Here is a 19,671-nt window from a genome sequence, read left to right as displayed (position 1 = left end):
CGAGAAAGACGATGACTCACGGAAACACTGCCCGATTTTCTCATCCTTATGCGCCGGATGGTCTGTATGGCCTCATGGTTCCCTATGGCAATTTCGCCACCGAGTGGGAATTGTCCGTACTGATGTCCAAGCCTTCGTTTTTTATCACGACGAGGCTAACCGACAACGGCGGAGATATCCAGCAACGTCTCAGCGACTATTTTCATCCCGAGCGGCTGGCAAAGGCGGTCGAAAGTTTCGGTTCTACGCCGCTGAACGCCATTGGCGTCGCATGTTCGTCCACGTCCTATTTCATAGGTAGCGAGAACGAGGCACGCATATTCTCCGGGCTTGGCGAGCGCTACGGCACGCAATTCATCCGGGCTGCCGAGGCGATGAAGTCGGGACTTGATGCGCTGGGGACGCGCAGTGTGGAGTTGGTATCTCCCTACCCGGCGGCGATCACCGAGCGTTGCGTGGAGTATTGGCAGCAAATGGGCTTCAGGGTGACCGGTGTTTGCCAGCTCCAGAATCCCAACCCTGGCTTTCATTCCATCTACACCCTTACGCCGTCGGACGTCGAGGACACGCTTGCCGAAGTGGCGAGCCGCGCCACCTCCCCGATCCTGATCACCGGTACGGGCCTGTCGTCGCTGCCTGTCATCCAACGGATCCTCACTTCAAGCCGGCTGGCCAGCCCGCCCATTCTGTCCTCCACGCTCTGCCTGGCCCGGTCTTTGCTCGCGGCGGGCGGTGCGCAAGCGGTCTCTCCTGCGGACTGGTTCACGCGCGATGCGGGATGGCTGCATTCGACGCCCGCTGGCGCGATTCGCTAGCCATCGCTGCCACATCAACTTTTTCTTTTTTCACCAAGACATCGCATGCAAACTTCTCAAATGACTGCGCGCGAGATGTATGCCGACCTCAAGCGCAATCCGCGCCGCAAGCCATTCGGCTTCGGCAGCAGGGCGGCGCTGCTCAACGTCGACCTGCAGAACGCCTATACGCGCACCGATCGCTACGCGACTGCCTATGCCGGCGACCCGGACCAAATCCAGAAGATCAATCGTCTGGCCGCTGAACTGCGCCGCATGCGCTGGCCCGTCGTCTGGACTTCGCTCGCCTATATGGCGGACGGCAGCGATTGCGGCGTCTGGGGTCTGCGCAGCGACACGCCGGATAGCCTGCAGAACATCAAATTCGGATCCGACCGGGCCTTGCTGGACGAGCGTGTCGTGGTCGATTCGGAGAGAGACCTGCAAATAATCAAAAAGATGCCGTCCGCATTTCATGGCACGCATCTGCTGCCTTACCTGGTCGCCCAGCGCATCGACACCGTCATCGTGACCGGAGGGTCGACGTCCGGCTGCGTGCGCGCGACGGTCGTCGACAGCCTGTCCAACGGCTTTCTGACGCTGGTAGCGGAGGAGTGCGTCGCCGACGTACACGAGTCGCCGCACTTCGCCAGTCTTTATGACATGCAGGCCAAGTATGCCGACGTGCTGCCGGTTGCCGAGATATTGACGTGGTTGAAGGGGGCGCCATGAGCATCGACTATGGCAAGCTGTTCGCGCCGCATCAGCCCGCAACGCATCGGCCGCCCGATTTTGCATGGCCCGATGGAAAGCGGCTGGCATTCTGGCTGGCGCCGAATATCGAATATTACGAGGTCGACCCCAAGCCGAACGCAACGCGCGCGCCCTGGCCGCGTCCATTTCCCGACATGCAGAACTGGTCCTGGCGGGACTACGGCAATCGCGTCGGCGTGTGGCGTTGCCTGGAGCTTTTCGATAAGCATGGCATGAGCGGCTCGGTCTCGCTCAACTCGGCCATGTGCCAGCATCTGCCTCAAGTGGTTCAGCCCTTCGTGGATCGTGGTTGGGAGCTGTTCTGCCACGGCCAATACAACACGCGCTATGTCTTTGGCGAAACGCCGGACCAAGAGCGTGAGCATCTGCAGGCAGCGTGCAATGAGATTGCAGCCTTCTCGGGTGCGAAGGTGCGCGGCCTGCTTTCGCCTGCGTTGACCTATAACGTTTCGACGCTGGAAGGCGCAGTGGCATGCGGCCTGGATTATGTCTTCGACCTGGGAGCGGCGGATTCCGTCCTGCCGCTCGCAGTCGGAGATTCGCGCTTGCTCTCCATTCCCTATTCGTCGGAATTGAACGACTTCTTCGCGGTGGTCGTGGGCGGCTTGTCCGCGCATGCCTACGTCGAGCGTTTCAAGGCCCAGTTCGATCAACTGCTCAAGGATAGCGAGGTCCAGCCCAAGGTGGTCGGTCTGCCGCTGCATCCGTACCTGATCGGCATGCCCCAGTACATCTGGGCGCTCGACCAGATCCTGCTGCATGTGAAGTCGTGCCGGGACATGGTCTGGATTACTCAGGCCCGCGCCATCGCGGATTACTACGACCAGAAACTGGATGCGTCGGGTGCTCATGCGCTCTCGGCGCCGGGAGTGTCCACATGACTCACGGCTACGCGGACCACGCCTGGTTCGATTACCGGGACAGTAGGTCGACGCCAGCATTGCAATGGGGTGAGCCGGTGCAAGTGGCGATCCACCTGATTGTGACGCTGCAATCGTTTCCTCTGTCATTCAAACCGCCATTTCCAGTGCCTGGCGGATTGGATCGACCCTATCCAGACCTGGCGAACTGGTCACAGCGCAAGGTTGGCGAGCGGGAGGGCCTGGAGAGGTTGCTCGATTTTCTCGACCTTACTGGCACTGCCGCAACCTGGTCGGTCGATGCCCAATCCTGCCGAAACATCGGACCGCTACTGACGCGGCTGCGGCGCCCTGGTTTCAGCGCGGTTGCCTCAGGGCTGGATGCCGGGTCGATTCACGCGGGATACGGCGATCCCGCGGCGGAAGCAGAGATGGTCCGCCAGGCGCTGGCGCAGATCGTCGAGGAGCAGGGTTTGGCAGTGGAAGGCTGGCATCCGCCCTCTGGCGCGCACTCGCCCGACACGCTGGACATCCTTGCCCGGGCCGGTCTGGACACGCTCCTGGACCTGAACAACGACGAGCTGCCTTTTCGCATCCGCTGCGCCAGCGGCAGCCTGCTGTGTGTGCCATGGCAGCACTTCGCCAGCGACTTGCATTGTTTGCAGGTATGCAGACAGTCCACCGGGCAGTACGTCGATGACATCGAGCAGTCCATACGCTGGCTGGGTGTCGAGGCCTTGAACAAAGGGCCGCGACTGCTGACGCTGCCGGTCCACCCGTGGATCGTAGGCGTTCCGCACCGGTTCCGCGAGTTCGAGCGCGGCTTGCGTCGCTGGGCGGCCATGCCGGGGGTGAGGTTCGTGAACATTCGCGGCGTTAAGGCTGCCAGCGTGGAGACGTCCTGAGCCGGACAGAGATGGGCGGGACAGGGATTATTCGATAAGAGTGAGGTGTGTGGTGAGTCTGCTTTCAGAGAAGAAAAGGGTAATCGTCGTCGGGGCGGGTCCGGTCGGATTGGTGACGGCGGCGCGGTTGGGGCATGCGGGAATCGACGTCACTGTCGTCGAGGCGGATCTCACGCTCTCGCACGCATTGAAGGCGTCGACGTTTCATCCGCCGACGCTCGACATGCTTGATGAGTTCGGCATCACGTCGAAATTGCTCGATGCCGGCCTCAAGGGTTCAACCTGGCAGGTCAGGATGCATGCAACAGGAGAGTTTGCGCAGTTCGATCTGTCTGCGTTGCGCAACGATACTTCCCATCCGTATCGCCTGCAGGTCGAGCAGTGGCGGTTGGTGGAATTGATGCTCGATCACATCAAGACCAGGCTGCCGGGAGTGGAGGTTTTGATGGGCCACAAGTGCGTGGCTGTCGACCAGACCCCAGATGAGGCCTCGGTAACTGTCGAGTTGGCAGATGGGGAGCGGAAGATCTTGTCAGGCAGTTTCGTCGTCGCCGCCGATGGCGCTCGGAGTGCCATACGCCAACTCCTGGATCTTCCCTTCGAAGGATTGACCTTCCCCGAAGCGACCATTCTTGTACTGACCGATACGGATTTCAAGCGCCATATCCCGGACCTTTCCAACGTCAACTATTGCTGGTCGGAACAAGGGACCTTCAGCTTGTTGAAGCTGGTGAACCGCTGGCGCGTCAGTCTGTATCCATGGGAGGGCGAGTCGCTCGAAGAGGCACTCGAACCTCAGTCCATCGAAGCCAAGTTGCAGCTCATCGCGCCCCAGAACCAGCCCTACCGGGTCATGGAGATCCGCCCGTACCGGATCCATCAGCGGGTGGTGAACAACTACGTGCACGGGAGAATTGCCCTGGCGGGCGACGCGGCGCACATCAACAGCCCGAGCGGCGGTATGGGTATGAACGGGGGCATACACGACGCATTCAACTTGAGCGACAAGCTGCGGCGCATCTACGCGGGCGAAAGCATGGCGCTGTTGGAGTTGTATGACCGGCAACGCAGGCCGATCGCAATCAAACATGTGCTCGAGCAGTCGGGACGCAATCGGGCGCGGATGCAGGAGGGGGATAAGGAGAAGCGGCAGCAGATCCTGCGTGATCTCAAACTCAAGGCGGAGAACCCTGAGAAGGCTTATGCCTACCTGCTGGAAACATCGATGATCGCAGGCCTGCGGGAATCCGCCTCCATCGTCTGACGAGCCTGGCGCCGGGCGGATTGCCCGCCGCCGATACGAATGCAGCTTTCTTCTCCTTTTCGAGGACCTGATTCATGAAAACATCTGCCCGACAATCGGTGCATGCCAAGATCGCTCGCGCATTCAATCGGCGAGTCTTGCTCGGCGTCGCGTGCGTCATGCTGGGCGCAGCCCCCCCTGCCGTTCACGCGCAAGCCCCCTATCCTGCGCGGCCTGTGACATTGCTCGTGCCGTACAACGCCGGGGGATCCACTGATCTCATGGCGCGCGTGGTCGCCCAGCATCTCGGCCAGGTCCTGGGCAAGCCGGTGGTGGTGGAGAACCGCGGCGGCGTTGGCTCGACTCTGGGGACCGGCGTTGTGGCCAAGGCCGCGCCCGATGGATATACCCTCTTGATGAGCAATGGCGCCGCGATCACTACCGGCCCGCTGCTGGGGCAACGGATCAGTTACGACCCGTTGTCGGACTTCACGCACATCATGCTGCTGGGAACGATGCCCAACGGCTTCATTGTCCGCAAAGACAGCCCCGCCAAGGACTTCAAGCAGTTCCTGGAGCTTGCCCGTGCTTCCGGCGGGCGTTTGAACTATGGTTCCGCGGGGGTAGGCTCCATCGGCTTTCTTACCGGAGAAATGCTGAAACAGAAGGCACATATCGAGATGACCCATGTGCCTTACAAAGGCACCGGTCCGGCGATGACGGATCTGATCGGTGGGCAGATCGACGTGCTGTTCAACAACCTGGGTGTGGCCTTCGCGCAGGTCAAGGCAGGTAATGCGCGTGTGCTCGCTGTCAGCGGCACGAAGCGGTTGCCTGAATTTCCCGATGTTCCGACGATGAATGAGTTCGTGCCTGGCGTCGTAGGAGAAACCTGGTTCGGTATCGCGGGGCCCAAAGGCATGCCGCCCGAGATCGCCAACAAGCTTAAGTCAGCTCTGGAAACCGTGATTCAAAAGCCAGAGGTGCGCAAGCAGCTCAGCGATGCGGGGCTGGTCGTGTCCGGGATGACCGGAGCGGAATTCGGCAACTTCCTGACCACGGAGCATGAGCGCTGGGACGTCGTCATCAAGCCTCTGGGCGTCAAGCTGGACTAAGGCGCGGTCGGGCGATCCAGCAGGTGGAACGCGAGCGGGGCCTGCCCGAGGGCGTGTTCTCCATGGTGCGGGACGGCGACAATGCTATTGGTGAAGCGCTTGTGGCCCATCCGGCCATCAAGGCTGTGGGGTTCACCGGTTCCCGCCGAGGCGGGCCGGCATTGTTGAGCATCCCGTTCCCGACGACTTCATGCCCCGCGCATACGTCCTCAAAACTCCCGATTCTGTCTCGCCAGAGAAACGGCGCTGACTTGCCAAAACCCGGGATTTGTGTTTTCCTAATAGCCCAAACCTAACGGTTTTTCCTTTTCTCCCGAAGCACGATCGCAAGTTATGGCATCCCCCGCCGTTATCCGCACCATCGCCGCCCAGCGCTCCATTGCGCTGCGTGCAGACGTGCGCGCGATCGCCGCCATCATCATTTCCTCGCTACTACTACCGATCGGTTGCCGGACCTAGCGTCCTCGTGGCAGTTCGGCAGCCCTCCACACGGCCACTCGCGCGGTTTATCCGCATAGTCTGAGTCCGCAGTAGCAGGAGTGTTTCCATGATGTTGAAGAATCCCGAGACGAAGTATCGTCCGTTCCCCGCCTACGACTTTTCCGAGCGTACCTGGCCCAACCGCCGCATGACCAAGCCGCCGATCTGGATGAGCACCGATCTGCGCGACGGCAACCAGGCCTTGATCGAGCCCATGAACGGCGAGCGCAAGACGCGCCTGTTCAACAAGCTGGTCGAGATCGGCTTCAAGGAAATCGAGGCCGGCTTTCCCGCGGCCTCGCAGACGGATTTCGATTTCATCCGCGGCCTGATCGACCAGGGCCAGGTGCCGGACGACGTCACCATCGAAGTCCTGACCCAGTCGCGCGAGGATCTGATCCGCCGCACCATCGAGTCCGTCGAGGGCGGCCGCCGCGTGATCGTGCACATGTACAACGCCATTGCGCCGGCGTTCCGGCGCATCGTGTTCGGCATGTCGCGCGAAGAGATCAAGCAGATCGCCTTGTCGGGCACGCGTCTCATCAAGGAGTTGACCGACGCGCGGCCGGATACCGAGTGGGTCTACCAGTATTCGCCGGAAGTGTTCAGCTCGTCCGAACTCGATTTCGCCAAGGAAGTGTGCGATGCGGTGGTCGAGGCCTGGGGCGCGACGCCCAACCGCAAGATCATCCTGAATTTGCCGGCCACGGTCGAATGCGCGATGCCCAATGTGTATGCCGACCAGATCGAGTGGATGCACCGCAATTTGGCCAACCGCGACAGCATCGTCCTGAGCGTGCATCCTCATAATGACCGCGGCACCGCGGTGGCCGCCGCCGAGCTGGCCGTGCTGGCCGGCGCCGATCGCATCGAAGGCTGCCTGTTCGGCCACGGCGAGCGCACCGGCAACGTCGACCTGGTCACGCTCGCGCTCAACCTCTACAGCCAGGGCGTTTCGCCGGGGCTGGATTTCTCGGACATCGACGAAGTGCGCCGCTGCGTCGAGTACTGCACGCAGCTGCCGGTGCACCCGCGCCATCCGTATGCGGGCGACCTGGTCTTCACGGCGTTCTCCGGCTCGCACCAGGACGCGATCAAGAAGGGCCTCGCGCAGCGCCAGCCCGACACGGTCTGGGACGTTCCCTATCTGCCCATCGACCCGGCCGACCTCGGCCGCAGCTATGACGCGGTGATCCGCGTGAACAGCCAATCGGGCAAGGGCGGCGTGTCCTACCTGTTGCAGCAGGAATACGGCCTCGATTTGCCGCGCCGCCTGCAGATCGAGTTCAGCCGCGCCATCCAGCGCGTGACCGACGAGACCGGCCGCGAAGTGACGTCGGGCGACGTCTACGCCATCTTCCGCGAGGAATACCTGGAGCAGCACGAGCCCTACCGTTTCGTGCGGCATCGCATGGCCAGCATCGAGGGCGGCGTGCGCGTGGAAGTGGACGTGCACGCCGACGGCGAGGCCCGGACCCTCGTGGGCAAGGGCAACGGCCCCATCGACGCTTTCGTGCAGGCCTTGGGCATGCCGATGCGGATGATGGATTACCACGAGCACTCGATCGGCGTGGGCGCCGACGCGACCGCCGCCTGCTATGTCGAACTGCGCATGGGCGATGCGCCTACCGGCTTCGGCGTGGGCGTGGACAGCGACATCGTGACGGCGTCGTTCAAGGCCGTGTTGAGCGCCGTCAACCGCCACGTCGGCATCCACGGCCAGCCGGCCGAGGCCGCAGGCTCGAAGCTGGCCGAATTGAGCGTCTGAGCCCGGCCGGAAGCGCCCGCCGAGGCCAAGGGCCTCGGCGGGTCTAGAACGATGACCCCGGCTGTTTCAGGAACTCCAGTTCTTCTGCCGTACTCGCCCGCCCCAGCGCGGCGTTGCGGTGGGGGAAGCGGCCGAAGCGCGCGATGATGTCGCGGTGGCGGACGGCGTAGTCCAGCGAGTTCTGCGAAGCGGGGTGTTCGTGCGTCAGCGTGGTGTACAAGGCCACGCAGCGCTCCTGCATGCCCAGGTTCTCGCTATGCATCAGCGGCAGGTAGACGAACTCGCGCTTGACCGGCGGCAATTGCAGGTAGCGGCCGCTGTCGATCAAGGCCAGCGCATCGGCCTGTGCCTGGGCATCGCCCGCAAAGGCGCGCGGGGTGTCGCGCCAGACGTTGCGGGGGAATTGGTCGAGCAGCAGGATGCGCGCGAGCGCGCCGTCGAGTTCGCGCCGCCATTCGGCCAGGCGGCCGGCAAGCGCCTGCTCCACCAGGGTCTGGAAGCGCGCGCGGATCTCGGCATCGAAGCCGGCATTCTTCTGGAACCAGGCCGGGCGCGGCTTGAGGTGGCCCGGATCGTCGGGCGGCAGGAACCAGAAGTCCAGGACGTCCTGCCAAGCGGGTCGTTGCATGGTTGGCCTCAGCTTTCCCAGGTGACGTTGACCTGTTGCTCGTGCGCCTTGCGCAGCATGTCGAGCAGCGGAAAGGCGCGTTGTTTGAGCCCGACGTAGCGGGCGGCCTTTTCTTTCTCGACGGGGTCCGTTTCGTCGAACTGCGGATCCCGCTCGTTGCCCAGCGCGGCTTCGATGCGGCGTATGGCTTCGCCCAGCTGCTCCGGGGTGAACACCCCGCGCGTGCCGCCGGCGATGTCCGACGGTTTGCCTGCCAGTTCGAGCAGCGGCTTGGCGTGTTCCCCCAGCATGATGACCGCCCCGGCGGCCTTGGACCTGAATGTGACGATCATGGCTTTGCGCTATGGTTGTTGCACAGGGATTCATTATGGCCGAAGCGCCGCGCGCGGCGGCGCGCCCCGAGGCTCCGGTTGCAACAGGCTGCGGCGTTGACAGCGCGGAACGGGTTGGATACGTTTGGTCACGCGCAGGACGCGGCGGTGCGGGCAAGGGTGGCCCGGCCGCATCAGGCCGCCAGGAACGGATGGGACAGCATGGGATTTAGGCTGGGCACGCTGTGCGTGGGCATGGCGCTGGTCGCGGGATGTGCGGCGGTGCCTGGCCGGCCCGGGCCAGCCGGCGCGCAAGGCTTCTGGCGCGGCGAGATCGCCGACGCCCGGACGCAGTTCGCGATGATGGTGGCCCCGGACGGCCAGGTCTGGGGATTTTATTGGCCGGACGATGCCGTCAGCATCTACCAGTTCGGCATGGTGCACGCCGCCAGCACGGTCCAGGGAGCGACGTTCCGGGCGGCCGGCAGGGATTACCGGCCGGGCGGCGCGGTCGCCGACGGCGAGGCGACCGCCACTTTGTCGGGAGCGACCATGGCGGGCCAGGTCGGCGGCATGCGCTTCGCCGCCGGCTACAGCGCGCTCTACGAGCAGCCCGCGCCTTTCGGCCTGCTGGCCGGCAAATCCTGGCTGTTCACCGACAATACCGGCAGCAGCGGCCGCTTCCGCATCGACGCCAATGGCCGCGTCTGGGGCGTCTCGCGCGGCGAGGCCGGCAGTTGCCGCTTCGGCGGCATGGTCGTTCCGCAAGCGGCCAGGTACTACTTCGACCTCGCGCTGATCTTCGACGACAGCGCCGCCTGCCCGCTGCGCGCGCAGGCCGTGGCGGGCGTGATGGTCTATGACGATGGCATCCTGGAGATCGGCATGCTGCCGGGCGACCGCTCCCGCGGGCTGATCGCGCTGGCCACGCGAGACGTGGACTAGACGGAAACCGGGCCGTTCGCCGGCGGCGGCCCGCGGCGATGGACAATCGGATCCGGGTTTTTCCGGCGCCGGGCCGGGCGGCTGTTAAGATTCCGCTCTTGGTTTCTCTTTTTCCGTGATAGCCCACCCATGCTCCCCGAGCAACAGGAACACCTCCTCGGCCTGATCGGCGCCGCCGTCAAGGCGGTCGCCCCCGACGCCACACCCACCTTGCTGCTGGAGCGGCCCAAGGTGGCCTCCCATGGCGATGCCGCCACCAACGTGGCCATGCAGATCGCCAAGCCCATGAAGCGCAACCCGCGCGAACTGGCGCAGGCCATCGTCGATGCGCTGATGGCGCAGCCCGGCGTGGCCGGCCTGGTCCAGGGCGCCGAAGTCGCGGGCCCGGGCTTCATCAACCTGCGCATCGCGCCGGCCGCCAAGCGGGCCGTGATCGACGCGATCCGCGTGCGCGGCGCCGAGTTCGGCCGCGCCCCGTCCAGTGGCCGCAAGGTCCTGGTCGAATTCGTGTCCGCCAATCCGACCGGGCCGCTGCACGTCGGCCACGCCCGCCAGGCCGCGCTGGGCGACGCCATATGCCGGCTGTTCGACGCCAGCGGCTGGCACGTCACGCGCGAGTTCTACTACAACGATGCCGGCAACCAGATCGCCAACCTGGCGATCAGCGTGCAGGCGCGCGCGCGCGGCTACGGTCCCGAGCATCCGGATTTCCCGGCCGACGGCTATCGCGGCGAATACATTGCCGACATCGCCGCCGATTTCCTGGCCCGCAAGACGGTGCAGGCGGCCGACGCCGAGCCGGTGACGGCCTCGGGCGATGCCGAGAACCTGGACGACGTGCGCAAGTTCGCCGTCGCCTACCTGCGCCGCGAGCAGGATCTCGACCTGCAGGCCTTCGACCTGAAGTTCGACAACTATTACCTGGAAAGCTCGCTCTACACTTCGGGCCGCGTTGAGCAGACCGTGCAGCGCCTGGTGGCCAGCGGCCACACCTACGAGCACGACGGCGCGCTGTGGCTGCGCACGACCGAACTGGGCGAAGGCGACGACAAGGACCGCGTGATGCGCAAGTCCGAGGGCGGCTATACCTATTTCGTGCCCGACGTCGCCTATCACGTCACCAAGTGGGAGCGCGGCTACGCCAAGGCCATCAACATCCAGGGCTCCGACCACCACGGCACCGTGGCGCGCGTGCGTTCTGGCCTGCAGGCGCTGGACGTGGGTATTCCCAAGGGCTACCCGGACTACGTGCTGCACAAGATGGTCAAGGTCGTGCGCGGCGGCGAGGAGGTCAAGATCTCCAAGCGCGCCGGCAGCTACGTGACCATGCGCGACCTGATCGACTGGGTCGGCCGCGACGCGGTGCGCTACTTCCTGATCCAGCGCCGGGCCGATACGGAATTCGTGTTCGACGTGGACCTCGCGCTCAAGCAGACCGACGAGAACCCGGTCTACTACATCCAGTACGCGCACGCCCGCATCTGTTCCATCCTGGCCTCGTGGGGCGGCGAACCGGGCGACCTGGCCCGCGCCGACACGTCGCTGCTGGCGGCCGAACGGGAGTTCCTGCTGCTGCAGCGGCTGGCCGAGTTCCCGTCCATGGTGGGTATGGCGGCAGCCGATCTCTCGCCTCACCATGTCGCTTTCTGGCTCAAGGATTGCGCCGCCGACTTCCACGCCTACTACAACGCCGAACGCGTGCTGGTCGACGACGAGGCGCTCAAGCTGGCCCGCCTGGCCCTGCTCGCCGCCACCCGCCAGGTCCTGGCCAACGGCCTCGCCCTGCTGGGCGTATCCGCCCCTTCCCGGATGTAAGGTCCATGGCGTCCACCCCGAACACCAGGAGCACTCCCTCAGCGAACTCTGCTCTCTCTCGATCCAGGGCACCGCGGATCCGGCTTTGCCGGTCCGCCAGTGCCGCCCCCCTGGGGGGGCGCGCGTCAGCGCGTAGGGGGGGTTACATATTCTTGTGCGGCGCGGAAGTCTAGGGTGCCTTCGTAGATGCTGCGGCCCAGGATGGCGCCTTCGATGCCTTCGTCTTCGACGGCGCAGAGTTTCTCGATGTCGGTCAGGTTGGCGATGCCGCCCGAGGCGATGACCGGGATGCGCACGTGCTGGGCCAGCTTGACGGTGGCTTCGATGTTGACGCCGGACAACATGCCGTCGCGGCCGATGTCGGTGTAGATGATGGACGAGCAGCCGTAGTCCTCGAACTTCTTGGCGAGGTCGGTGACGTCGTGGCCGGTCAGCTTGCTCCAGCCGTCGGTGGCGACCTTGCCGTCCTTGGCGTCCAGGCCGACGATGATCTGGCCCGGGAAGGCGCCGCATGCATCGTGCAGGAAGCCGGGATTCTTGACCGCGGCAGTGCCGATGATCACGTAGGAGATGCCGTTGTCGAGATAGTTCTCGATGGTGTCGAGGTCGCGGATGCCGCCGCCGATCTGGATGGGGATATCGTCGCCGACGGCGTCGACGATGGCCTTGATCGAGGCGCCGTTCTTGGGCTTGCCGGCCACCGCGCCGTTCAGGTCCACCAGATGCAGTCGGCGTGCGCCGAGTTCGAACCAGTGGGTGGCCATGGCGGCGGGTTCTTCGGAGAACACGGTGGCATCGTCGAGATCGCCCTGGCGCAGGCGGACACAACGACCGTCTTTGAGATCAATCGCGGGAATAAGAAGCATGGCGAATCAGGGTGTCGTTCGATTCAGGAGCGCTGACGGGGCAGCATGGAAAAAACCGGCCAGACTGCGGCGGGCGGGGTTCAGGGGTTCCATCCCACGAAATTCTGGTACACGCGCAAGCCGGCGCCGGCGCTTTTCTCTGGATGGAACTGAGTTGCGAAGATGTTATCTCTGGCTACCGCGCAGGTAAAGGCGAGGCCGTAATCGGATTGCCCGGCAATTACCCCTAGATCGGCAGGGGAGACATAGTAGCTGTGAACGAAGTAGAAATAGGTGTCGTCGGGCACGCCGGCCCACAACGGATGGGCCAGGGTCTGGCGCACGCGGTTCCAGCCCATGTGCGGCACCTTCAGGCGGGCTTCGCCCTCGAAGGCCGGGCCGGCAAAGCGCACGACCTCTCCGCGGAAAATGCCCAGGCCGTCGGCCGGGCCTTCCTCGCTGCGCTCGAACAGCATCTGCTCGCCTACGCACACGCCCAGCAGCGGCTTGGTGCGCGAGGCTTCCATGACCGCTTCGCGCAGGCCGGTTTCTTCCAGGTAGCGCATGCAATCGGGCATCGCGCCCTGGCCGGGGAAGACCACCCGGTCGGCCGCGCGCACGCCGGCCGCATCGCTGCAGATCCGCACGTCGGCCTCGGGCGCGACGTGCTCGAGCGCACGCGCCACCGAGCGCAGGTTGCCCATGCCGTAGTCGACAATGGCGATGCGGGTCATAGCACGCCCTTGGTCGACGGCACGGCGCCGCCGGCGCGCGGATCGATTTCCAGCGCCATGCGCAGGGCGCGGCCGAAGGCCTTGAATACCGTTTCGCACTGGTGGTGGGCGTTGGCGCCGCGCAGGTTGTCGATGTGCAGGGTCACCAGCGCGTGGTTGACGAAGCCCTGGAAGAACTCGCGCGTCAGGTCGACGTCGAACTGGCCGATCATCGCGCGGGTGAACGGCACGTGGAACTCCAGCCCGGGACGGCCGGAGAAGTCCACCACCACGCGCGACAGCGCCTCGTCCAGCGGCACGTAGGCGTGGCCGTAGCGGCGGATGCCGGCCTTGTTGCCGACCGCCTTGGCCACCGCCTGGCCGAGCGTGATGCCGACGTCCTCCACCGTGTGGTGGGCGTCGATGTGCAAGTCGCCGTCGGCGACGACGTCGATGTCGATCAGGCCGTGGCGCACGATCTGGTCGAGCATGTGGTCCAGGAAAGGCACGCCGGTCTGCAGGTTCTGCTTGCCGGTGCCGTCGAGGTTGACGGTCGCGCGGATGCGCGTCTCGTTGGTATTGCGGGTGATCTCGGCGGTACGCATGGTCGTTTCCGGGGTGATCTCGTTGAAAGGCGGCGCTCAGGCGCCAGCCGGCTTGCCCTGGGCGGCCGGATCGGCCTCCAGGCGGTATTCCGCGCTGCGCGCGTGGGCCTGCAGGCCTTCGCCGTAGGCCAGCGTGGCGGCGATGCGGCCGAGCGTCTGCGCGCCCGCGCCCGACACCTTGATCAGGCTGGAACGCTTCTGGAAATCGTAGACGCCCAGCGGCGACGAAAAACGGGCCGTGCGCGAGGTCGGCAGCACGTGGTTGGGGCCGGCGCAATAATCGCCGATGGATTCCGAACTGTGCCGTCCCATGAAGATCGCGCCGGCATGGCGGATCTGGTCGGCCCAGCGCTCCGGATCCTCGGTGGAGATTTCCAGGTGCTCGGGGGCGATGTCGTTGGCGATGGCGCAGGCTTCGGTCAGGTCGCGCACCAGGATCAGCGCGCCGCGGTTGGCCAGACTGGTGCGCAGGATGGCCTCGCGCGGCATGGTGGGCAGCAGGCGCGCCATGGCGGCCTCGACGGCGTCCAGGTAGGCGGCATCCGGACACAGCAGGATGGCCTGGGCCAGTTCGTCGTGCTCGGCCTGCGAGAACAGGTCCATGGCGATCCAGTCGGCCGGCGTCCTGCCGTCGCAGATGACCAGGATCTCGCTGGGGCCGGCGATCATGTCTATGCCCACCACGCCGAACACGCGGCGCTTGGCGGCCGCCACATAGGCGTTGCCGGGGCCGACGATCTTGTCGACCGGCGCGATCGACGGCGTGCCGTAGGCCAGCGCGCCCACGGCCTGGGCTCCGCCGATGGCGATGGCGCGGTCCACGCCGGCGATGGCGGCGGCGGCCAGCACCATGGGATTGCGCACGCCATCGGGCGTGGGCGTGACCATCACCACTTCCGGCACGCCCGCGACCTTGGCGGGAATGGCGTTCATCAGCAGCGACGACGGATAGGCCGCCTTGCCGCCGGGCACGTACAGGCCCACGCGGTCCAGCGGCGTGATCTTCTGGCCCAGCACCGTGCCGTCGGCCTCGGTGTAGGTCCAGGTCTCGCTGCGCTGGCGCTCGTGATAGAGGCGGATGCGTTCGGCCGCCGCCTCCAGCGCCGCGCGCTGGTCGCGCGGCAGCGCGTCGAGGGCCGCGACCCAGTCGGCGCGCGGGATGTCCAGTTCGGCGACGGAGCCCGCCTGCACGCGGTCGAAGCGGCGGGTGTATTCCAGCACCGCGCCGTCGCCGCGGGTGCGGACGTCCAGCAGGATGTCGGCCACGACGCGTTCGATGGAGGCGTCTTCCGACGCTTCGAAGGCCAGCAGGGTCTGCAGGCGGGAGCGGAAGTCGCCGCTACGGGTGTCGAGTCGATTGATCAGGGACATACATTGGCTCTGCAAAGTCGGTTTCCGGAAGGCAGCCCGGCCCTGCGCCGGCTGAGCGCGAAGGGCGTTGGACAACGCAGCCTCTGGGCGGCGCGGCGGGCTTGCCGCGCCACGATGCCTGGCGCGGCGAGCCTCAGGCCGGCATGGCCAGGCTCGCGCGCGCGAAGGCGTCGATCAGAGGCTGCAGCCGGTGTCGCCGGGTTTTCAGGGCCGCCTGGTTGACCACCAGACGCGACGATATGTCCATGATATCTTCGACCGCGACCAGGTTGTTGGCCCGCAAGGTGCCGCCCGTCGAGACCAGGTCGACGATGACGTCGGCCAGCCCGATCAGCGGCGCCAGTTCCATCGAGCCGTACAGCTTGATCAGGTCGACGTGCACGCCCTTGGCGGCAAAATGCTCGCGCGCCGCCTGGACGTATTTGGTGGCCACCCGCAGGCGGGCCCCCTGGCGCACCGCGCTGGCGTAGTCGAAGCCCTGGGGCACCGCCACGCACAGCCGGCACTTGCCGATGCGCAGATCGACGGGCTGATACAAGCCGCCCGGATGCTGGGCAGCATGCTCGAGCAGCACGTCCTTGCCGGCCACCCCCAGATCGGCGGCGCCGTACTGGACATAGGTGGGGACGTCCGACGCCCGCACAATGATGATGCGCACGCCCGGATCGCTGGTGGGCAGGATGAGCTTGCGCGATTTCTCGGGATCCTCGGTCGCGGTGATGCCGGCCTCGGCCAGCAGCGGCATGGTTTCCTCGAAGATCCGGCCCTTGGACAGGGCCAGGGTGACCGGCGCGCTGGGATCGGCGGGGGCGAATGCGCTCATTCCGGACTCCCTTTGCCGCTCAGCCGCCGGATGTCGGCGCCCAGCTGCATCAGTTTGTGTTCCATGCGCTCGTAGCCGCGGTCCAGGTGATAGATACGGTCGATGAGGGTCTGGCCGTCGGCCACCAGCCCGGCGATCACCAGGCTGGCCGAGGCGCGCAGGTCGGTCGCCATGACGGTGGCGCCGGACAGCCGCGCCACGCCCTTGACCACGGCGGTATGCCCGTCGATTTCGATGTCCGCGCCGAGCCGGCGCAGTTCCTGGACGTGCATGTAGCGGTTCTCGAAGATGGTCTCGGTGATGACCGAGGTGCCTTCGGCAATGGCGTTCAGCGCCATCAATTGCGCCTGCATGTCGGTGGCGAAGCCCGGATATTCGAGCGTGCGGAAGCCCACGGCGCGCGGCCGCCCGGCCATGCCCGCCTGGATCCAGTCGGGGCCGCACTCGATGGACACCCCGGCCTCGGCCAGTTTGTCCAGGGTGGCGCCCATGCTGGCCGGATCCGCATTGCGCAGCACGATCTCGCCGCCGGCCGCGCCGACCGCGCACAGAAAGGTGCCGGCCTCGATGCGGTCGGGCATGACGCGATGCGTGGCGCCGTGCAGCCGGGACACGCCCTCGACCACGATGCGGTCGGTGCCGTGGCCGCTGATGCGGGCGCCCATCTTGATCAGCATTTCGGCCAGGTCGACGATCTCGGGCTCGCGCGCGGCGTTTTCCAGCACCGTCAGCCCGTCGGCCAGCACCGCCGCCATCAGCAGGTTCTCGGTGCCGGTGACGGTAACCATGTCGGTGCGTATGGTGGCGCCCTTCAGGCGCTTGGCCCGGGCCACGACGAAACCGTGCTCGATGCTGATCTCGGCTCCCATGGCCGCCAGCCCCTTGATGTGCTGGTCGATGGGCCGCTGGCCGATGGCGCAGCCGCCGGGCAGGCTGACGCGCGCCTCGCCGAAGCGGGCCAGCAGCGGGCCCAGCACCAGGATCGACGCGCGCATGGTCTTGACCAGCTCGTACGGCGCTTCGAGCGACTCGACCTTGCCGGCATCCAGCATCACCACGGCGCCCGGCTCGCCGCCGGCCTGGCTGCGCTCGGCCTTGACGCCCAATTGGCGCAGCAGGCGCAGCGTCGTGCCGATATCGTTGAGCTGCGGCACGTTTTCCAGGGTGACCGCATCCGCGCTGAGCAGCGCGGCGCACAGGCAGGGCAGCGCCGCGTTCTTGGCGCCCGACACCTCGACCTCGCCGCGCAGCGGCCGGCCGCCGGTGATCTGGAGCTTGTCCATCAATTGCCCGCCTCGAATTCCTGGGGGGTCAGCGTGCGCATCGACAGCGCATGGATCTCCGCCCGCATGCGGTCGCCCAGCGCGGCATACACCATCTGGTGGCGCGCCACCGGCCGCTTGCCGGCGAACGCCGCACAGACGATCAACGCCTCGAAATGCTGGCCATCGCCCTGCACCTCGACACGCTCGCAGTCCAGCCCGTCCGCAATGTACTGCCGAACCTGCTCAGAAGTAGGAAGAGTCATATTCATATCGTCATATTCCACAGCTCTCGCGACGGGCACAGCGGATCCGGCTCCGCCGGTCCGCCAGTGCCGCCCCTGGGGGCGCGCGCAAGCGCGTAGAGGGGGCCTAATACCTTAGTTTATAGCCGGTGGCGAGGAGTCTCAGCACGAATGCCGCCACGACCAGGAAGGTCCCTGCGACCACGGCCAGGCTGTGCCAGGGCGTGACGTCGGAAATGCCGAAAAACCCATAGCGGAAGCCGTCTATGGTGTAGAAAATGGGATTCCAGTGCGACACGGCCTGCCAGAACGGCGGCAGCGAATGCACGGAATAGAATACCCCGGACAGGAAAGTGGCCGGCATGATCAGGAAATTCTGGAAAGCCGCCATCTGGTCGAACTTCTCGGCCCAGATACCCGCCACCAGCCCCAGCACGCCCATGATGCCCGCGCCCAGCAGCGCGAACACCAGCAGCCATACCGGCTGAGCCACGTGCGGCGTCACGAAGAACATCGAAACCAGGAAAATACCCAGGCCGACGAACAGCGCGCGCACGATGGCGGCCAGTACGTAGGCGCAGAAGAATTCCCAATGCGTCAACGGCGGCAGCAGCATGAACACCAGGTTGCCCGTCACGCGGCTCTGCATCAGCGACGACGAGGCGTTCGCGAACGCGTTCTGCAGCATGCTCATCATCATGAGCCCGGGGATCAGGAAGGCGGTATAGGGCACCGTCTCGTACACGGTGACGCGGCCTTCCAGCACGTGCACGAAGATCAGCAAGTACAGCACCGCGGTCACGACCGGCGCGGCGACGGTCTGGAAACCCACCTTCCAGAACCGCAGCAATTCCTTGTGAAACAGCGTCAAAAACCCGGAACCCGCATTCAGGTTGGGCTGAAGGCCGACGAAGCCGCCCGGCTTGCCGGCACCTGCCGGCACGTTCGTCGATTCGATGGATTGCGTCACACTCGCTCCTGTACTTTCATGCCGCTGCGCTGCACCCTCCCGCGGGGAGGCAGCGCCGCCTTCCGGCGGCCGGACAACGGCCGTCATGCAGCCTGCTCCAGCGAAGAACCGGCCGTGCCGTGCATGATGTCCAGGAAAGCGTCCTCCAGGTCGGCGCGCAGAACTTCCACGGCCTCGATGGTCCCACCCGCACCGCGGACCTGCGCCAGCAGCGCTTCGATTTCGGTGCTGGCATCCATGCGCAGCACGACCCGCCGCCCCTGGCGTTGCACCACGCGCTCGTCCAGCAGCCGGCTCCTGCCCTCGGGCCATCCCGAGGCGCCCATCTCCAGCACCAGACGGGTGCCACCGACCTTGGCCAGCAGCGCCCGCGTGGTGTCGAGCGCGACGATGCGCCCGCTCTTGAGCATGGCGATGCGGTGACAGAGCTCCTCGGCTTCTTCGAGGTAGTGGGTAGTGAGCAGGATGGTGTGGCCCATCCGGTTCAGGCGCGAAATGAACTGCCACAGCGTGCGGCGCAGGTCGACGTCCACCCCTGCGGTGGGCTCGTCCAGCACGATCACCGGCGGCCGGTGCACCAGCGCCTGGGCGACCAGCACGCGCCGCTTCATGCCGCCCGACAGCGCGCGCATGTTGTCGTCGGCCTTGGAGGCCAGACCCAGGTTCTCGAGGATCTCGTCGATCCAGCCGTCGTTGTTGCGCAGCCCGAAATAGCCGGACTGGAGCCGCAGCGTCTCGCGCACGGTGAAGAAGGGGTCGAACACCAGCTCCTGCGGCACCACGCCGAGCGAACGGCGCGCCTCGCGAAACTGGGCCTGCACATCGTAGCCACAGACCGACACCCGTCCCGCCGTCGCCTTCGACAGCCCCGCCAGGATGGCGATCAGCGAGGTCTTGCCCGCGCCGTTCGGGCCGAGCAGCCCGAAGAACTCGCCCTGCGCGATCTCCAGGCTCACATCGTTCAACGCCTGTAAACCGTCCTCCGCCTGCCCCCCGGCCACACGCCGCCACAGGCTGACGGGCCTCGGATACACCTTGGAAACATGCTCGATGCGAACGGCGGATGACATATTTGGAACCAGACAAATGACGCGCAGCGCCCAAACCCGGCTCGCCCGGGCCAATCGGCCATTATAAGCTTATGGGAAGCCCGCCCCCTACCCGCTTCCCGGGCCAGGAAAGGACGCTTGAACTGAGTC

Annotated in this window: 21 protein-coding genes and 1 pseudogene; 11 read left to right on the top strand and 11 right to left on the bottom strand. The window is 65.6% G+C overall.

Annotated elements, in window-relative coordinates; translation table 11 throughout:
• The first annotated feature begins 11 nt into the window (after nucleotides 1-11).
• The 9 genes and pseudogenes from PIGHUM_RS07305 (at nucleotide 12) to leuA (ending at nucleotide 7,939) form a co-directional block, all read left to right on the top strand.
• Complete coding sequence (locus PIGHUM_RS07305) at nucleotides 12-815, top strand: aspartate racemase/maleate isomerase family protein (protein ID WP_124078737.1); 804 nt, start codon at nucleotides 12-14, stop codon at nucleotides 813-815.
• 45 nt (nucleotides 816-860) lie between these two features.
• Nucleotides 861-1,526: an isochorismatase family protein gene (locus tag PIGHUM_RS07300; protein WP_124078736.1), complete on the top strand. Its 666-nt coding sequence runs from the start codon at nucleotides 861-863 to the stop codon at nucleotides 1,524-1,526.
• On the top strand, nucleotides 1,523-2,449 hold the full coding sequence (locus PIGHUM_RS07295; protein ID WP_124078735.1) for a polysaccharide deacetylase family protein: 927 nt from the start codon (nucleotides 1,523-1,525) through the stop codon (nucleotides 2,447-2,449). The genes PIGHUM_RS07300 and PIGHUM_RS07295 overlap by 4 nt, the downstream gene beginning before the upstream one ends.
• Nucleotides 2,446-3,333: a polysaccharide deacetylase family protein gene (locus PIGHUM_RS07290; protein ID WP_124078734.1), complete on the top strand. Its 888-nt coding sequence runs from the start codon at nucleotides 2,446-2,448 to the stop codon at nucleotides 3,331-3,333. Before PIGHUM_RS07295 ends, PIGHUM_RS07290 begins: the two co-directional genes overlap by 4 nt.
• 49 nt (nucleotides 3,334-3,382) lie before the next feature.
• Nucleotides 3,383-4,597 carry an FAD-dependent oxidoreductase gene (locus tag PIGHUM_RS07285; RefSeq protein ID WP_222929232.1) on the top strand — a complete coding sequence of 405 codons (1,215 nt, stop codon included), beginning with the start codon at nucleotides 3,383-3,385 and terminating at the stop codon, nucleotides 4,595-4,597.
• Between the two features lie 74 nt (nucleotides 4,598-4,671).
• On the top strand, nucleotides 4,672-5,691 hold the full coding sequence (locus PIGHUM_RS07280; protein ID WP_124078733.1) for a Bug family tripartite tricarboxylate transporter substrate binding protein: 1,020 nt from the start codon (nucleotides 4,672-4,674) through the stop codon (nucleotides 5,689-5,691).
• A gap of 5 nt (nucleotides 5,692-5,696) precedes the next feature.
• A pseudogene (locus PIGHUM_RS24160) lies at nucleotides 5,697-5,864 on the top strand (aldehyde dehydrogenase family protein); the annotation flags it as partial.
• Between the two features lie 160 nt (nucleotides 5,865-6,024).
• Complete coding sequence (locus PIGHUM_RS24330) at nucleotides 6,025-6,150, top strand: hypothetical protein (protein ID WP_281279062.1); 126 nt, start codon at nucleotides 6,025-6,027, stop codon at nucleotides 6,148-6,150.
• An 88-nt stretch (nucleotides 6,151-6,238) separates the two neighbouring features.
• The gene (gene leuA / locus PIGHUM_RS07270; protein ID WP_124078732.1) at nucleotides 6,239-7,939 is read left to right on the top strand and encodes a 2-isopropylmalate synthase; all 1,701 of its coding nucleotides are present in this window, start codon (nucleotides 6,239-6,241) and stop codon (nucleotides 7,937-7,939) included.
• Nucleotides 7,940-7,982: 43 nt separating this feature from the next.
• Here leuA and PIGHUM_RS07265 read toward each other — a convergent pair whose 3' ends face one another.
• Nucleotides 7,983-8,567, bottom strand: coding sequence for a DUF924 family protein (locus PIGHUM_RS07265; RefSeq protein ID WP_124078731.1), 585 nt, complete (start codon nucleotides 8,565-8,567; stop codon nucleotides 7,983-7,985).
• Nucleotides 8,568-8,575: 8 nt separating this feature from the next.
• Nucleotides 8,576-8,899 (bottom strand): DUF1840 domain-containing protein, encoded by a 324-nt coding sequence (locus PIGHUM_RS07260; protein WP_124078730.1) that lies wholly within the window; start codon nucleotides 8,897-8,899, stop codon nucleotides 8,576-8,578.
• Between the two features lie 201 nt (nucleotides 8,900-9,100).
• Here PIGHUM_RS07260 and PIGHUM_RS07255 point away from each other — a divergent pair, with 201 nt between their 5' ends.
• Together PIGHUM_RS07255 and argS are read left to right on the top strand one after the other, a co-directional pair.
• The gene (locus PIGHUM_RS07255) at nucleotides 9,101-9,823 is read left to right on the top strand and encodes a hypothetical protein (protein WP_124078729.1); all 723 of its coding nucleotides are present in this window, start codon (nucleotides 9,101-9,103) and stop codon (nucleotides 9,821-9,823) included.
• A gap of 129 nt (nucleotides 9,824-9,952) precedes the next feature.
• Nucleotides 9,953-11,638 carry an arginine--tRNA ligase gene (gene argS, locus PIGHUM_RS07250; protein WP_124078728.1) on the top strand — a complete coding sequence of 562 codons (1,686 nt, stop codon included), beginning with the start codon at nucleotides 9,953-9,955 and terminating at the stop codon, nucleotides 11,636-11,638.
• 125 nt (nucleotides 11,639-11,763) lie between these two features.
• Here argS and hisA read toward each other — a convergent pair whose 3' ends face one another.
• The 9 genes from hisA to PIGHUM_RS07205 form a co-directional block, all read right to left on the bottom strand.
• On the bottom strand, nucleotides 11,764-12,504 hold the full coding sequence (gene hisA, locus PIGHUM_RS07245; protein WP_124078727.1) for a 1-(5-phosphoribosyl)-5-[(5-phosphoribosylamino)methylideneamino]imidazole-4-carboxamide isomerase: 741 nt from the start codon (nucleotides 12,502-12,504) through the stop codon (nucleotides 11,764-11,766).
• A gap of 80 nt (nucleotides 12,505-12,584) precedes the next feature.
• Nucleotides 12,585-13,217, bottom strand: coding sequence for an imidazole glycerol phosphate synthase subunit HisH (hisH, locus tag PIGHUM_RS07240; RefSeq protein WP_124078726.1), 633 nt, complete (start codon nucleotides 13,215-13,217; stop codon nucleotides 12,585-12,587).
• Nucleotides 13,214-13,801, bottom strand: coding sequence for an imidazoleglycerol-phosphate dehydratase HisB (gene hisB, locus PIGHUM_RS07235; RefSeq protein ID WP_124078725.1), 588 nt, complete (start codon nucleotides 13,799-13,801; stop codon nucleotides 13,214-13,216). The genes hisH and hisB overlap by 4 nt, the downstream gene beginning before the upstream one ends.
• A gap of 36 nt (nucleotides 13,802-13,837) precedes the next feature.
• A complete protein-coding gene (gene hisD / locus PIGHUM_RS07230) occupies nucleotides 13,838-15,172 on the bottom strand; it encodes a histidinol dehydrogenase (RefSeq protein WP_124078724.1) in 1,335 nt (444 codons plus the stop codon).
• A gap of 133 nt (nucleotides 15,173-15,305) precedes the next feature.
• A complete protein-coding gene (gene hisG, locus PIGHUM_RS07225; RefSeq protein ID WP_124078723.1) occupies nucleotides 15,306-15,995 on the bottom strand; it encodes an ATP phosphoribosyltransferase in 690 nt (229 codons plus the stop codon).
• A complete protein-coding gene (gene murA, locus PIGHUM_RS07220; RefSeq protein WP_124078722.1) occupies nucleotides 15,992-17,278 on the bottom strand; it encodes a UDP-N-acetylglucosamine 1-carboxyvinyltransferase in 1,287 nt (428 codons plus the stop codon). Before murA ends, hisG begins: the two co-directional genes overlap by 4 nt.
• Nucleotides 17,278-17,523 (bottom strand): BolA family protein, encoded by a 246-nt coding sequence (locus tag PIGHUM_RS07215; protein WP_425466687.1) that lies wholly within the window; start codon nucleotides 17,521-17,523, stop codon nucleotides 17,278-17,280. The genes murA and PIGHUM_RS07215 overlap by 1 nt, the downstream gene beginning before the upstream one ends.
• A gap of 106 nt (nucleotides 17,524-17,629) precedes the next feature.
• The gene (locus tag PIGHUM_RS07210; RefSeq protein ID WP_246013008.1) at nucleotides 17,630-18,445 is read right to left on the bottom strand and encodes an ABC transporter permease; all 816 of its coding nucleotides are present in this window, start codon (nucleotides 18,443-18,445) and stop codon (nucleotides 17,630-17,632) included.
• Between the two features lie 110 nt (nucleotides 18,446-18,555).
• Nucleotides 18,556-19,542, bottom strand: a complete 987-nt coding sequence (locus PIGHUM_RS07205; RefSeq protein WP_124078719.1) for an ABC transporter ATP-binding protein — start codon at nucleotides 19,540-19,542, stop codon at nucleotides 18,556-18,558.
• Nucleotides 19,543-19,671: the final 129 nt, after the last annotated feature.

It is taken from the genome of Pigmentiphaga humi (assembly GCF_900606115.1).
In the GTDB taxonomy this organism is placed as follows: domain Bacteria; phylum Pseudomonadota; class Gammaproteobacteria; order Burkholderiales; family Burkholderiaceae_B; genus Pigmentiphaga; species Pigmentiphaga humi.
The sequence above is the reverse complement of the archived record's forward strand: the minus strand, read 5'-3'. Positions and strand labels throughout refer to the sequence as shown.

What these genes read in the sequence shown, in the direction of transcription:
- PIGHUM_RS07305 (WP_124078737.1), top strand. Translation starts at nt 12, where the DNA reads ATGACTCACGGAAACACTGCCCGATTTTCTCATCCTTATGCGCCGGAT.
- PIGHUM_RS07300 (WP_124078736.1), top strand. Translation starts at nt 861, where the DNA reads ATGCAAACTTCTCAAATGACTGCGCGCGAGATGTATGCCGACCTCAAG.
- PIGHUM_RS07295 (WP_124078735.1), top strand. Translation starts at nt 1,523, where the DNA reads ATGAGCATCGACTATGGCAAGCTGTTCGCGCCGCATCAGCCCGCAACG.
- PIGHUM_RS07290 (WP_124078734.1), top strand. Translation starts at nt 2,446, where the DNA reads ATGACTCACGGCTACGCGGACCACGCCTGGTTCGATTACCGGGACAGT.
- PIGHUM_RS07280 (WP_124078733.1), top strand. Translation starts at nt 4,672, where the DNA reads ATGAAAACATCTGCCCGACAATCGGTGCATGCCAAGATCGCTCGCGCA.
- PIGHUM_RS24330 (WP_281279062.1), top strand. Translation starts at nt 6,025, where the DNA reads ATGGCATCCCCCGCCGTTATCCGCACCATCGCCGCCCAGCGCTCCATT.
- leuA (WP_124078732.1), top strand. Translation starts at nt 6,239, where the DNA reads ATGATGTTGAAGAATCCCGAGACGAAGTATCGTCCGTTCCCCGCCTAC.
- PIGHUM_RS07265 (WP_124078731.1), bottom strand. Translation starts at nt 8,567, where the DNA reads ATGCAACGACCCGCTTGGCAGGACGTCCTGGACTTCTGGTTCCTGCCG.
- PIGHUM_RS07260 (WP_124078730.1), bottom strand. Translation starts at nt 8,899, where the DNA reads ATGATCGTCACATTCAGGTCCAAGGCCGCCGGGGCGGTCATCATGCTG.
- PIGHUM_RS07255 (WP_124078729.1), top strand. Translation starts at nt 9,101, where the DNA reads ATGGGATTTAGGCTGGGCACGCTGTGCGTGGGCATGGCGCTGGTCGCG.
- argS (WP_124078728.1), top strand. Translation starts at nt 9,953, where the DNA reads ATGCTCCCCGAGCAACAGGAACACCTCCTCGGCCTGATCGGCGCCGCC.
- hisA (WP_124078727.1), bottom strand. Translation starts at nt 12,504, where the DNA reads ATGCTTCTTATTCCCGCGATTGATCTCAAAGACGGTCGTTGTGTCCGC.
- hisH (WP_124078726.1), bottom strand. Translation starts at nt 13,217, where the DNA reads ATGACCCGCATCGCCATTGTCGACTACGGCATGGGCAACCTGCGCTCG.
- hisB (WP_124078725.1), bottom strand. Translation starts at nt 13,801, where the DNA reads ATGCGTACCGCCGAGATCACCCGCAATACCAACGAGACGCGCATCCGC.
- hisD (WP_124078724.1), bottom strand. Translation starts at nt 15,172, where the DNA reads ATGTCCCTGATCAATCGACTCGACACCCGTAGCGGCGACTTCCGCTCC.
- hisG (WP_124078723.1), bottom strand. Translation starts at nt 15,995, where the DNA reads ATGAGCGCATTCGCCCCCGCCGATCCCAGCGCGCCGGTCACCCTGGCC.
- murA (WP_124078722.1), bottom strand. Translation starts at nt 17,278, where the DNA reads ATGGACAAGCTCCAGATCACCGGCGGCCGGCCGCTGCGCGGCGAGGTC.
- PIGHUM_RS07215 (WP_425466687.1), bottom strand. Translation starts at nt 17,523, where the DNA reads ATGACTCTTCCTACTTCTGAGCAGGTTCGGCAGTACATTGCGGACGGG.
- PIGHUM_RS07205 (WP_124078719.1), bottom strand. Translation starts at nt 19,542, where the DNA reads ATGTCATCCGCCGTTCGCATCGAGCATGTTTCCAAGGTGTATCCGAGG.